General features: G+C 65.8%; 14 protein-coding genes and 1 tRNA gene. 9 read left to right on the top strand and 6 right to left on the bottom strand.

All coding sequences use genetic code 11. The features are described 5' to 3' along the window. Positions 1–33 precede the first annotated feature (33 nt). The 3 genes from BST42_RS04120 to BST42_RS04110 form a co-directional block, all read right to left on the bottom strand. A complete protein-coding gene (locus tag BST42_RS04120; RefSeq protein ID WP_237159243.1) occupies positions 34–1,554 on the bottom strand; it encodes a GMC family oxidoreductase in 1,521 nt (506 codons plus the stop codon). A 37-nt stretch (positions 1,555–1,591) separates the two neighbouring features. After that, entirely contained in the window at positions 1,592–2,176 is a 585-nt protein-coding gene (locus tag BST42_RS04115) for a DUF308 domain-containing protein (protein WP_083117313.1), read from the bottom strand. A gap of 157 nt (positions 2,177–2,333) precedes the next feature. Next, positions 2,334–2,927 carry a TetR/AcrR family transcriptional regulator gene (locus BST42_RS04110; protein WP_083117312.1) on the bottom strand — a complete coding sequence of 198 codons (594 nt, stop codon included), beginning with the start codon at positions 2,925–2,927 and terminating at the stop codon, positions 2,334–2,336. A 115-nt stretch (positions 2,928–3,042) separates the two neighbouring features. On the opposite strand from BST42_RS04110, the gene BST42_RS04105 reads away from it, so the two are divergent. Next, the gene (locus BST42_RS04105; RefSeq protein WP_083117311.1) at positions 3,043–3,729 is read left to right on the top strand and encodes an Abi-alpha family protein; all 687 of its coding nucleotides are present in this window, start codon (positions 3,043–3,045) and stop codon (positions 3,727–3,729) included. A 65-nt stretch (positions 3,730–3,794) separates the two neighbouring features. Continuing rightward, on the top strand, positions 3,795–4,991 hold the full coding sequence (locus BST42_RS04100) for a DUF445 domain-containing protein (protein WP_276009848.1): 1,197 nt from the start codon (positions 3,795–3,797) through the stop codon (positions 4,989–4,991). Between the two features lie 6 nt (positions 4,992–4,997). Here BST42_RS04100 and BST42_RS04095 read toward each other — a convergent pair whose 3' ends face one another. Next, positions 4,998–5,363, bottom strand: a complete 366-nt coding sequence (locus BST42_RS04095) for a DUF1330 domain-containing protein (protein ID WP_083117309.1) — start codon at positions 5,361–5,363, stop codon at positions 4,998–5,000. Between the two features lie 88 nt (positions 5,364–5,451). Between BST42_RS04095 and BST42_RS04090 the strand changes: the two genes are divergently transcribed. Then, a complete protein-coding gene (locus tag BST42_RS04090; protein WP_083117308.1) occupies positions 5,452–6,063 on the top strand; it encodes a TetR/AcrR family transcriptional regulator in 612 nt (203 codons plus the stop codon). Between the two features lie 64 nt (positions 6,064–6,127). After that, on the top strand, positions 6,128–6,802 hold the full coding sequence (locus BST42_RS04085) for a DUF998 domain-containing protein (RefSeq protein ID WP_133057410.1): 675 nt from the start codon (positions 6,128–6,130) through the stop codon (positions 6,800–6,802). Between the two features lie 37 nt (positions 6,803–6,839). Here the strand turns inward: BST42_RS04085 and BST42_RS04080 are convergent, their stop codons facing one another. Then, positions 6,840–7,454: a TetR/AcrR family transcriptional regulator gene (locus BST42_RS04080; protein ID WP_083117306.1), complete on the bottom strand. Its 615-nt coding sequence runs from the start codon at positions 7,452–7,454 to the stop codon at positions 6,840–6,842. 73 nt (positions 7,455–7,527) lie between these two features. Between BST42_RS04080 and BST42_RS04075 the strand changes: the two genes are divergently transcribed. Together BST42_RS04075 and BST42_RS04070 are read left to right on the top strand one after the other, a co-directional pair. After that, on the top strand, positions 7,528–8,391 hold the full coding sequence (locus tag BST42_RS04075; protein WP_083117305.1) for an oxidoreductase: 864 nt from the start codon (positions 7,528–7,530) through the stop codon (positions 8,389–8,391). Between the two features lie 74 nt (positions 8,392–8,465). Beyond that, positions 8,466–9,266 (top strand): mycofactocin-coupled SDR family oxidoreductase, encoded by an 801-nt coding sequence (locus BST42_RS04070; RefSeq protein ID WP_083117304.1) that lies wholly within the window; start codon positions 8,466–8,468, stop codon positions 9,264–9,266. A 37-nt stretch (positions 9,267–9,303) separates the two neighbouring features. Here BST42_RS04070 and BST42_RS04065 read toward each other — a convergent pair. After that, positions 9,304–9,377: transfer RNA gene (locus tag BST42_RS04065), tRNA-Gly, on the bottom strand. Between the two features lie 173 nt (positions 9,378–9,550). Here BST42_RS04065 and BST42_RS04060 point away from each other — a divergent pair. The 3 genes from BST42_RS04060 to BST42_RS04050 form a co-directional block, all read left to right on the top strand. Beyond that, positions 9,551–11,332 carry a glycoside hydrolase family 64 protein gene (locus BST42_RS04060; protein WP_083117303.1) on the top strand — a complete coding sequence of 594 codons (1,782 nt, stop codon included), beginning with the start codon at positions 9,551–9,553 and terminating at the stop codon, positions 11,330–11,332. Positions 11,333–11,352: 20 nt separating this feature from the next. Continuing rightward, positions 11,353–11,934, top strand: coding sequence for a dCTP deaminase (dcd, locus tag BST42_RS04055; RefSeq protein ID WP_036342913.1), 582 nt, complete (start codon positions 11,353–11,355; stop codon positions 11,932–11,934). Between the two features lie 156 nt (positions 11,935–12,090). Beyond that, positions 12,091–12,907: DUF7159 family protein (locus tag BST42_RS04050; RefSeq protein ID WP_435406006.1), on the top strand; the 817-nt coding region annotated here is incomplete at its 3' end.

Here is a 12,907-nt window from a genome sequence, read left to right as displayed (position 1 = left end):
CGACGGATTATGCGCTGACCGAGCGTGTGCGTCTCAGAAGTTCCTGATCAGCGCGGCGGCCTTTTCGGCAATCATCATGGTTGTCGCGTTCGTGTTCGTCGCGACGATACGCGGCATGACCGATGCGTCGGCGACACGCAGACCGCTCAGTCCATGGACTCGCAGGTCCGGGCCCACTACCGCTTCGGGTCCGATGCCCATGGCGCAGGTGCCCACGGGGTGGTAGTAGGTGCCTGTCGCGCGGGCCAGGTAATCGCGCAGCCCCGACTGGCTCTCGACGTCGGGACCCGGCAGCACTTCCCGGGCGCGCCAGTGGTCGAACGCCTTGTCGTTCGCGATCTCTCGGGCCACTTGCACGCCGTGCATCATCCGCTGCACGTCGGCGTCCGTACCGAGATAGTTCGGGTCGATGAGCGGCGGCGTCGCTGGATCCGGCCCCGCGAGACGCACCGACCCGCGCGCTGTCGGAATGGTGGCGACCGCGATCGTGAAGCTGTTCACCGGCGCGGTCAGGTGCGGCGGATGAAAGGGCACATGAATGAACATCAGCTGCATGTCGGGGCCACTCAGTGATGCTTCGCTGCGCCACAGCATCGAGGCTTCGGCAAGATTGGCGCACCCGGCCGGGATTGCGCGGGACGCCTGGTAGACCACTCCGCACAGCGGATGATCGTGCAGGTTGCGTCCCACGCCGGGCAGATCGTGAAGGACTCGTAGCCCGACGGCTTCCAGTTCGGCAGCGGGACCCACGCCGGATAGCAGCAGCAGTCGGGGCGAGTCCACCGCGCCCGCGCTCAACACCACCTCGGTGGTTGCACCGGCGGTCACCGGCCGGCCTTCGCGGGTGAACTCCACCCCGGTGCAACGACTTCCGGAGAGGACGAGGCGGCGTGCGCGTGACCCCGTCGACACGACCAGATTTGATCTGTGCTTACGGATCGGGTGCAGGTACGCGGTCGCGGCGCTCTGACGCATGCCCTCGTGGATCGCGAGGTCGTGCCACCCCGCACCCTCGGGCGTGGCCCCGCTGAAGTCCTCGGTCAGGGGATAACCCGCAGACCGGGCGGCGTCGAGGAATGCGCGCGACAGCGGATTGGGGTGCGCGGCAGGGGCCGGGCGCATCGGTCCGTCCACGCCGCGGTAGCGCGGGTCTCCGCCCGCGACGGTCTCCATTCGCTTGAAGAACGGCAGCACCGCATCGTAATCCCATCCTGTGCAACCGGATTCGTACCACGTGGCGAAGTCGTTGGGATGACCTCTCAGATGGACCATCGCGTTGATACTGCTGCTGCCGCCGACCGTGTGGCCACGCGGCCACAGGTGTGCGACGCCGTCGGTGCCTGGTTGCGGCGCGGTGCGATACGCGTAGTCCACATCGGTTCCCCACAGCGACGGCCACACGGATGGAGTGGACAACTCGGGCTTGTCATCGGCCCCACCAGATTCCAGTAACAGCACCGACACGGCCGGGTCTTCCGCGAGGCGGGCGGCCAGCACACAGCCTGCCGAGCCTGCGCCGACCACGACATAGTCATATGTCTCGTCGAAGCTCATCGATTGCATCTCCTCGTGAATCTGGTTGCGGCGATGGTCAGGAGCGGCGACGGCGGCGATGACCGACGGTCAGGACTACCGCGGAGAGCAGGAAGTAGAACGCGCCGAAGGCGGCGTACGGGGCAATGGCAGTCAGGTGGGGCACCTCGGTGGAGGCTGCTTGCACGAGGAAACTGGCGCCTGCAACTGCCGACTGGATTCCACTGATAACCATCGGCCACTGTCCGCCTGCATCTTTCCAGCGACGCACGCCGGTGCTCAGTTGGAGGAGTCCAGACATCGCCGCCCAGATGCCGAACACGCCGAACACGGCGTTCATGCTCGAGGTCAGGGCGATCGCGACGGCGACGGTGGTCGCGACGCTGACTACCGAGTTGACCGCTTGTGTCGGATTGCGCCGTAAGCCGCCGTTGCGTTGCCCGTCAATGAGATTGGCTACCGCGTCCCACGCCGGGTAGATCAGGAGCAGTGTTGCGATGACAACGGTGGAACTGTCGGCCAGGGTGACGGCGGCGCCGACCCATGCGATGGAGAATGCGGCACGCGCGTAGTAGTAACGCTCGAGCCACGTGTGGCCTCCGGGGGCGGCGTGCTCTCGGACGTGGTCGACTGTCTCGGTCATTTCTTCAACCTTCGTTCGGGTGAAGGCACGAGCGACTAGAGCGCAGGGGATGCCCTGGCTCTGCTCGCGCCGAGATCCGCGCATGGCAGATCAACCGAGGCCGTCACTGTTGCGGCTCGGAGCTGCGACGCTTACCTGTCGAAACTTGTAGTGGCGGCTATCTGTTGGGTGAAGCCGATCGCAAGCGGTCGATGGCGGGCCGGGTGATCGCGGCGAAAACCTCGGGCTCGCCGTAGGCCCGCGCCGACGACATGGCCCCGTGGACCGTCGCCATCAGTGCCTCGGCTTCGGCGTGTGGGCTACCGCTCAGCGTGATGATCCCCTCCTGCACACCGCGTTCCAGTGCGGACTCCAGCCATGCGGACAGGGTGCGGAAGTATGCGCGCAGTTCGAGCACGATCTCGTCGGGGAGCACGGGGATCTGGGTGGCGAGCAGCGCGCAGAGGCAGTAGCTGGTCTCCGGTGCGCCGATGCACGCCTCCCAGAAGCCGGTGAACGCCCGAAGTTGTTCGAGCGCATCCGATGCATCGCGCTCCATTGCGGCGAGGCCCGCTTCGGCCTGCTCCCGATACTGCTTGACCAGCGTGCGTACAAGGTCGGACTTGGTCGGGAAGTGATGGTGAATGCTGGCCTTCCGGATTCCCACGACCGCCGCGATGTCGGCGTAACTGAAGCCGCTGTATCCGCCGGCAACGATCGACGAGTGCGCGCACCGCAGGATCGCGTCGGAAGTGGTGGTCGGAGTGGACATGTTCAGGAGCCTACCTTCTAGTAGGTAGGCGGATCAAGCCCGCGCGAAGAGCCGCTCGGCTCGCGATCATCCCGGTCTGCGTCACCCGGGACACGCGGCGGGCTATTTTCTGCGGATGGCTTTCTCATATGACCCGCGGGGACTGATCGGGCGTGCGGTGGACGCCGCACGTGTGGGTCTCGATGTCTACAGCTGGGCTGAGGAACAAGTCGTCGGTGCTATCCGGCACGGACTCGATTCGCTGGACCCCGCCGAAGCACCCGATGACGCCGCCGCCGAGGCCGTGTCGGAGGCATCAACGCCAGACCCGGACTCGCTGTCCGGGAAGATGGGCCGGCTGTTGGACCGCGCACTCGACCAGAACACCAAGGGGAGCCAGGTCGAGCTCTACCACCACCTGCTAGATCAGCTCGTCGCCGATGAAGCGCGCATCCTGGGCGCTCTGTCAGACGGGTCGTCGTCGCCGATGGTGAACGTGTACAACTGGCTCAGTCCGCGTGTCCCGGGGCGTGCGGCCTTGGAGAATGCCTCTCTAGTCGGACGTACCGCGAATGTGGCTCTGCCACAGATGGTTCCGCAGTACGTCAGCCACCTGCTGTCGCTCGGTCTCGTGCAGGCCGGTCCCGAGGACCCTTCGCTGGCCACGGAATACGAGGTGCTGATGGCCGAGACGTCGGTGCTCGCCGCCATCAAGAGCGCGTCGCGCGGTCCGCTGGCCGCCAAGGTCGAGAAGTCGACGCTGACGCTCTCGCCGCTCGGTGCGTCGCTGTGGGCGGCCGCCACAGGGGAACTCGGTCAGTGAGCTCAGTATCGGTGCTGGCTATCTCCAGCTGGACCGAGATCAAGGCCGACTTCAGTTCCTATTGGATGGTGTACCTGTCGATGCCGTTCGTCGCGGCATTCGTCGGGTGGAGCACGAAGATCGTGGCACTCGAAATGCTCTATCGCCCGATCGAGTTCAGGGGGTGGGGCCCGTTCGGGTGGCAGGGCATCGTGCCTCGGCGGGCGGGCAAGGTCGGCTCGAAGACCATCGACCTGCTGACGTCCAACCTGCTGAAACCCGAAGAGCTGCTGGACCGCATCGACGCCAACGAAGCAGTCGACGCGCTGCGCGGCCCGCTCGCAGCAGCAATCGACGACATCTCCCGCGACCTTGCCAACGAGATCCGCCCGGGCCTGTGGGACGCGCTGCCGGAATCCGCCCGACGCGGGATCCAGGAGCGGATGCACAAGCAGGCGCCCCAGATCGTCGAGAACATGCTGACCGAGATGAAGGCCGACCTTCCGCGCTACCTCGATCTGCACTTCATGGCGGTCACAACGCTGGTGCGCAACAAGGAGAAGCTCGTCAAGCTGATGCGCAGTGTCACCACCGACGCCATGGCGTTCGTGCGACGCAGCGGCATCTACTTCGGTCTGGTGATCGGTCTGGTCCAGATGGTGGCGTGGGCGCTGTTCAAGAACCCGTGGATCATGCCGGCGTTCGGGTTCGCGGTCGGTTTCATCAGTGATTACATCGCGTTGAACATGCTCTTCCGCCCGATGCACCCGCGAAAGTTCCTCGGAATCATCCCCTTTCAGGGGTTGCTGCACGCCGAGCGCGACAAGATCACCCGGGACTACGCCAAGATCTTGGCCGACGACCTGTTCTCGCCCGAGCTCATGTTCGACGCGATCATCAAAGGCCCCGGCTCGGACAAACTCTTCGCGTTGGCCGCCAAGGAAATCGACGCCGCCATCGACGCCCAGACCGGCGTTGCGCGGCCGATGGTCACGCTGGCGGTCGGTACCAAGCGATATCGGGCGCTGAAGGACCGCGTCGTCACCCTGGTGTTGGAGCGGCTGCCGGACACCCTGCTCGAGGCGCAGGAGTACGCGGCGAACGCGTTGAACCTCGAGCAGGTCGTCATCGACAAGATGAGTCAACTGACCGAGGAAGAGTACGAGTCGATCCTGCGTCCGGTGTTCAAGGACGACGAGCCTTTGATGATCGCGGTCGGCGCGGTACTCGGTGGCGTGGTCGGTGAGCTTCAGGTGCAGATCATCGAATTCTTCACGCACTGAGTGCGGCTACAGCGCAGGCGTGGTCGGCTGTAGAACGGCGGTGGCGACGGCCTCCGCCCGCAGATGCTCGAACGCTTGGTAGTCCGGATCGTTGACCATGTCGACGAAGTGCCGCCGGCTGGGGTAGCGGAACAGGGCCACCAGGTCCCAGTCGCCACCCGCGTCGGCTACGAGCGACGGATGCCCGGCCCCGCCGTACACGATCGTCACGCCGTAGCGCTCTTTGATGCCGGAGCTGCTGAAGTGCTCGATGTACTGCGAGTACTTGTCAGCACCGCCGGGCGCGAACCGCACGAGGTTGAGCATCACCACCGGCGCATCGGGATCGGCCGCGACGAAGTGCTCGAGTGCGGACGCGTCGAGAACAGACATTGTCTTCTCCTTGGTAAGTTACTTGCTGAACAACACGCAAGTTACTCGCGGACACCGACAAGTACGGCCTCAGGCAGGATGACCAGGCATGGAACAGTTGCGCGCGGCCCGCCGAACACAGGCCGAACGCCGCGAAGATGCCCGGAAGCGCGTGCTGCAGGCGGCGACATCGTTGGTCGCAGCGCACGGATCGCGCGCGGTGTCGTTGGCGGCCGTCGGCGAGGCCGCCGGCTACAGCCGCGGCATCGTCCACCATCACTTCGGCGGCAAGGCGCAGTTGCTCGAGGAGCTGATCAAGTACACCCAGACGTTCGACGTGCCGGCCGACTCGGCGACCGGGCTCAGCCGGCTGACGGATTTCGTCGGGGCCTACTTGGGTGGCCTGCACGAGCGCTCGCCGCGCTCGGAAGCGTTCCTGAAACTGTGGACCGAATCCGCGGGTGCCGAACCGTCGCTGGCTGCGCTCTTCGCCGAGCGCGACGCACAGTTCCGGGAAGTCCTCGCGCAGTACATCGTCGACGGGATCGAGGACGGGTCCATCCGACCCGACGCAGACCCTCAGACTGCCGCCGTCGCGATCATCGGGCTCCTGCGCGGCAGCGCTCTGATGGCCTTCTCGACGGCGCGTGACGTGTCGGCGGCGGATCTGGCGGCGATTGCGGTGGAAGGTGTCGAACGGAGCTTGGCCGCTGGCGGCTGACGCTCGCTTGCGCCCGTGTCCGCAAACCTGAGGTGCCTTGGTGAAAATCACCTAGCCTGGCCAGGTGCGACCGCCGCGAAGCTCACATATCGCGGCCGCAGCGTTTTTCGTGGGCGCCGTGCTCTACGGCAGCTGGATCATCACGATGTTCGTCGACTCGGGGCCTGCGCAGGCAAGCGATTACGTGAGCGAACTCATCGCCGTCGACCAGCCGCTGAGTGGAATCTTGCGAGCGGCAGACTTCGCGACCGCTGCCGTCATCGGGTTCGGCGTGATCGTCAGAGTGGTGGGCGGGCGCGTTCGCGGCGGTATGGCCGCGCTTGCCTGGGCCGCGTTGGCGATGTTCGCCGTCGCCACCGCACTTGACAGTGCGTGGGCGATGTCGTGTGCGCCGCATGTCGATCCCGCCTGTGCTGCAAGGGAAGCGGCCGGCGCGGTGCCCCTTTCCCATCAGCTGCACACCGTGAGCAGCGTGATAGCTGTTGCCGCAGCGCTGATTTCACTGATCGCGTTCCTGCGCGTGGATTCAGCGGAACACATCGGCCGGTGGGTGCGCCGGTTCGGACTGTGGGTTTTGGCCGGACTTGCCCTGACGACGGTATCGACGGTGGTCAGCGTTTTTCTGGCCAGCTCCGACCGCGGCGGTGCCTTGGGGATGGCTCAGCGGCTGCAGCTGCTGTGTATGAGCGGTTGGTTGGTCTACGTGGGTCTTCGAGAGGCCACGCGCCGGTCGTGCTGACGTAGGGCGGTCCCGCGAACTGTCGTACTGATCGGGTTCAACGGGGTAGCACGGCGAGCCACACGTGGGTCAACGTCTTGGCCGCATCGTTCAGTGCGCCCTTGCGCTTGGCTGCTGCGTAGAAGTGCCGCTCGGTCATTGACACCAGGGCAGCGCTGATGGCGGCCGCACCTAGCGGGGTGTCGTCGTCGGGTACACCGGCTTTGACCAACAACCCGCGCGTTGCATCGCCTGTGGCCGAGACCGCTGCCTGCCACGATGCCTCGATCTCCGGGACAACAGGCGCCAACTCCACGGCCACCTTCATGACGGCGCCGTGCTCGGTCCACATCCTTGCCGTCTGAGTTACGGCTTCGCGCAGGGCTTCTCGCGGATCCTCGGGTGTGTGGGTCTTGGCGCGGTCGACAGCCTGCACCACGCTGGTCGCGGTCCTACCCACCAAGGCCGCAAGGACGTCGTTCTTCGAGCCGAAGTAGAAGTACAGGGCACCGCGGGTGATGCCGGCCGCCGTTGCGATGGTCTCAACGGTCATACGTTCCAGGCCGTCCTCGGTGAGCTGACGTTCCGCCGCGTCGAGAATCGCGAGCTCGCGCTGGTCTCCCTTTGACGGTGAGGCCCGGCGCCTGGTTGAGCGCTCCTTCTGTCCAGCCATGATCGGACTCTACAGGCCGCTGACAAAAGTCTACACAGTGTCGAGTTTATTCAACGTCATGTAGATTCGAGCTATGTCACCACACCACCACCGGATCTTCTTCATCACCGGCGTCAGCTCGGGGCTGGGACGTGCCTTCGCCCAAGCGGCGCTCGACGACGGCCATTCCGTCGTCGGCACGGTCCGGAAGTCGGCGGACGCGGATGCCTTCAGCGCTATGGCACCGGGACGGGCGATCGCCCGAAAGCTCGACGTGACCGACGACGACGCCGTATTCGCCGTCGTTGACGATATTGAAGCCACCGTCGGTCCCATCGACGTCGCGATCGCAAATGCGGGCTACGGACACGAAGGAGTCTTCGAGGAGTCCTCCATGTCTGAATTGCGAGCGCAGTTCGACGCCAACGTGTTTGGTGCTGTTGCGACCGTCAAGGCAGTGCTACCGCACATGCGTCGACGTCGGTCGGGGCACATCTTCGGCGTCACCTCGATGGGCGGGTTGATGACCGTTCCGGGATTGGCTTACTACCACGGCAGTAAGCACGCCCTCGAAGGCATCCTCGAAACCGTCGGCAAAGAGGTCAAGGCACTCGGGATCCACGTCACCGCCGTCGAACCCGGCTCCTTCCGCACCGATTGGGCGGGCCGGTCCATGGTCCGGACGCAACGCAGCATCAGTGACTACGACGAGCTGATGGATCCCGTACGCGCCAACCGAATCGCGGCCAGCGGCAACCAACTGGGTGATCCCGCCAAAGCCGGGCGCGCCCTGTTGACCGTCATCGACTCCCCGAATCCGCCTGCGCACCTGATCCTCGGCTCCGACGCCCTACGGCTGGTGACGAATGGGCGTGCCGCGGTGGACGAGGAGATTGCGGCGTGGGCCGATGTATCGCGCTCCACGGATTTCCCGGACGGCGCCCAGATCGCGAACTGAACGGCGGCACGGGGGAGCCCACGATCATCTGACTGGTGATCTCCGCTCCGCACAGGCGGTTAGGCTCACTGTCCATGGGTGCCCTGGACGGTCGCGTCGCGTTCATCACCGGGGGCGCGCGTGGCCAAGGACGCGCGCACGCTCTGGCGCTGGCGGCGGAAGGCGCGAACATCGCCCTCGCCGACGCGCCCCGCCCGATGAACCTGACCTATCCACTGGCCACGGAGGAAGATCTGCGCGCGACCGCCAAGGACGTCGAAGAGCTTGGCGTGCTGTGCCTTCCGATCGCGACGGATGTCCGCGACGCCGACGCGGTGAACGCCGCCATCGAGGAAACCGTCCGCGGCCTGGGCGGCCTCGACATTCTGGTGGCCAACGCGGGCGTAGTGAGCACCGGAGTGCTCGACGAGGTGACCGACGAGGCGTGGTCGCAACTCATGGACACCAATCTGACGGGCGTGTTCCACATCCTGCGGGCTGCCTTACCGGTGATGCGCCAGCAGCGTTTTGGCCGGATCGTGGTGACCTCGTCGATGGGCGGCCGCATGGGCATCCCAGAACTCGGGGCGTACAACGCCACCAAGTGGGGCGTGATCGGGCTGGCCAAGTCGGTGGCGCTGGAGGTCGCCAAGGACGGCATCACCGTCAACGTCATCTGCCCGACCACCGTGCACACTCCGATGGTGCAGCCAGTGGACAGCGACGGTGTTCCTGACGAACTGGTACAGCGGATGATGCGGGCCAATCCGATTCCGCAGCCGTGGATCGAGCCCGAAGATGTCAGCCGCGCGTTGCTCTATCTGGTCACCGACCCCGGCGTCGTCACCGGAAGTGTCCTCGAGATCGGACTGGGCAGCAGCGCTCGACTGCACTGACGGGCTCGGGTCGCGCTGCTCAGTGCTGCCGGTGTCGTGGAGCCGATGACGGGAATCGAACCCGCGTATTCAGCTTGGGAAGCTGATGTTCTGCCATTGAACTACATCGGCGATGGACACAGACGTTAGCACCATGGGCAGCTGCCGTGTGACAGGAGACGGCGCGGCCGGGATAGCAAAGTGCTGAGCGCCGGGCAGGAATCGGAAGAAAAGCTGCCAATCGGCTGAGATAGCGCTAGATATCGGCATAGTATGGCGCAGCCAGCTACGTCGAACGGAACCTCATGAAGTATGCCGCGCTCGTCGGTTGGGTCGGAGCATCCGCCGTGGCCGCCGGTATCGGCATCGCATTGCTGGCCAACCCCGCGACCGGCCACGCCGAAACCTCGAACTCCGACACGACGAGCAGTTCGCGGCCCTCCCAGGCAAAAGCAACGGCGTCCAGCGCCCGAACCGTCCGGCGCCCCACTTCGGCCACACCCAAAGCGCGTACCGGCCCGGCCCGCGTCAAACCGGCGCCCACCGTCGACGTGCTGCGTTCCGTCCAAGCAGCCCAACGCAATTGGTTTCAACGCACGTTCGAAGCCGTTACTCCGACGTTCCCGTCTCAGACCAGATCCGAAGCGCTCGATCCCGGCGAAACCAGTGACCCGTTCCAACTTGGGGGCGTCGACACCGACGGTCGCCGACTGACCTATGCGGTCCACGGAACCGGCACCGGCGGCGGCACCCTGAAGATCTCCGGCTCCCAGGCCACCTACACCGCCCCGACCGGCTGGAACGGCACCGATCCCTACACCGACACCTTCCAGCTCACCACCTCCGATTTCTGGAGCGGCCCGCACATCCACGGCCTGTCCGGCCTGATCAACCTGCTGAGCTTCGGTCTGCTCGGGTCCAGCGGCCACACCGCGACCGGCACCGTCACCATGTCCGTCGAGCCGTACAGCGCGGGCACCTTCCCAGTCGACTTCGTCAACAACTCGTCGTACGACAGCGGGCAGATCTACGTCACTGTGCTCGGCCAGACCTCCAAGGATCACTGGGCCTGGGTGGACCAGAACGGAACGACGCACGCGATCAACCACGACGACGCCAATGCGCCCGGCCACTTGGTCAAGGACGGGGTGAACTACGCGAACATGTCGTACACCCTCGGCCAGGCCGCTAACCTGCGGATGCCGCCGGACTTGCAGGGTGCCCGGATCTACGTGTCGGTCGCCCAACCGCTGTATATCGGTATCAACCAAGATAATTCGGGCTGGACGGTGCCCGACCCCGTCGGCGTCACCAACCCCAACTACGGCACCGTCTACGACTGGTTCGAATTCACCTTCCAGTACGGCGGAGTGCCCTTCGGCGGCAACACCACCCAGGTGGACCAGTTCGGGCTGCCGCTGAGCTTCACCCTCACCCAGGGCTCCTTCTCCGACACCCGCGGTACCACCGCCACGCGGAATCAGGTGTTCACCACCTATCAGAACTCGGTACCGACCGAATTCCAGCAGCTCGTCATCAACGACGGCCAGGGCAATCCGTTGCGCATCGCGTCGCCCCGCTCGGTGCAGCCCGGGGCACTGGCGCACTACCTCGACGAGCCGGTCAACGACTTCTGGACCACATACAAGACCGAGTCGTTCACGTTCACCTCGCCGGGCAGCTACACCGTGACCGGCCAAATCAACGCCAACGACCAGTTCGCCTACACCGTCACTGCGCTCAACCCGGCCGGCGTCTCGGGTAACTACGTGATGGACAGGCCGACGACAGCGCAGGTCTTCGCCGGTGACGGCCCCTTCGTCGGCACCCACGAGCAGGGCGCCTTCCTCGCTCAACTCGACGCCGCCTTCAACCGCGGCGTCGCCGCCTCGCCGGACCAGTGGGGCAATGTCGCGGCGTACTACCCGGCCGATACGAAATACAACTCCTACGCGCAGGTCTTCCACGAACTGGGCCTCGACGGGAAGAACTACGGCTTCCCCTACGACGATGTGAACGGCCAGAGCTCGGTCCTCATTCTCAACAATTCGCTGCCGCCTGACGCTGTCACGATCACGATCAACTGATCCGCCGCTACGCTCGTCGCGTGCTGCTCTCCGATCGCGATATCCGCGCCGCCATCAACGACGGTCGACTGGGCATCGACCCGTTCGACGACGCCCTGGTGCAACCGTCGAGCGTCGACGTCCGGCTGGACAGCCTGTTCCGGGTGTTCAACAACACCCGCTACACCCACATCGACCCCGCCAAGCAGCAGGACGAGCTGACCAGCCTGGTCGAGCCCGACAAGGGCGAGCCGTTCGTCCTGCACCCCGGTGAGTTCGTGCTCGGCTCGACGCTGGAGTGCTGCACCCTGCCCGACGACCTCGCGGGCCGGCTCGAAGGCAAGTCGTCGCTGGGCCGTCTCGGCCTGCTGACGCACTCCACCGCAGGCTTCATCGACCCCGGCTTCTCCGGGCACATCACCCTGGAACTGTCGAACGTCGCGAACCTGCCCATCACGCTGTGGCCAGGCATGAAAATCGGCCAGCTGTGCCTGCTGCGTCTGACCAGCCCCGCCGAAAATCCCTACGGCAGCGCCAGCGTCGGCTCCAAATACCAGGGGCAACGCGGCCCCACTCCGTCGCGCTCGTATCAGAACTTTCTTCAGTCCGAGGCAGGCGCGTAACCTCAAAGCTCCAGGGTCAGGCACCGCCCACCAGCTAATCCGTTTGGCTGTAACAACGCCGCTAGCTGCGGCGATGAACTCTACGGTTGAGCGGCTCTAGCCAGGTGGAGCGCAGTAACGGGTCGGGGAGATCCAGCAAACAACCTTGGAGGGGTAGTGGACATCGCACTCGGTGTGTCCATGACGCCGACGACGGTGCGCATGGTGCTGGTCGAAGGCGAGAAAGCCGACGGCGTGACCGTCGATCACGATGCCTTCGACATCCAGACCGGCGAAGGTGCAGCAACCGCTGCCGAGCAAGTGGTTGCGGCCATTCTCGGTACCCGGGAAAGCGCCGCCGAAGGCGGACACCGTCTGGTGTCGACTGGCGTCACGTGGACCGACCACGCGGCGGCGGCCGGACTGCGCGACGCCCTCGCGGCCCGCAAGATCGACGACGTCGTCCTGGTGTCCGAACTGCACGCCGCCGGTGCGCTGGCGCAGGCCGTCGGCCAGACCGTCGGCTACGACCGCACAGCCCTGATGTTCCTGGAGCGCGACACCGCCACCGTCTCGGTGGTCGACACCGCGACCGGCGATATCGTCAAGGTGCAGACCGAACACCTGCATGCTCAGGACGCGGTCGCCGAACTGCAGCGCATGATCGCCGGCCTGGAGGCCATCGCCGAACCGCCGCAGGGTGTGTTCGTGCTCGGCTCCGGCGTCGACGTCGCGGCGGTCAAATCCCAGCTCACACTGGGCACAGCGCTGCCGGTGCACGCTCCCGACGAAGCCGAACTCGCGCTGGCCCGCGGCGCCGCATTGGCCTCCGCGACGGCACCTCGCTACGACGCGTCCACCGTCGGCCTGGCCTACGCCCAGGACCCCGCGGGCCCCCCCCCGGGGGGGGGGGGGGCGGCGGGGGGGGGGGGGGGGGGGGGGGGGGGGGGGGGGGGGGGGGGGGGGGGGGGGGGGGGGGGGGGGGGGGGGGGGG

The organism is Mycolicibacterium rhodesiae (genome assembly GCF_002086695.1).
Lineage (GTDB): Bacteria > Actinomycetota > Actinomycetes > Mycobacteriales > Mycobacteriaceae > Mycobacterium > Mycobacterium rhodesiae.
Note: the sequence above shows the minus strand (reverse complement) of the source record. Positions and strands in the feature narration are given on the sequence as shown.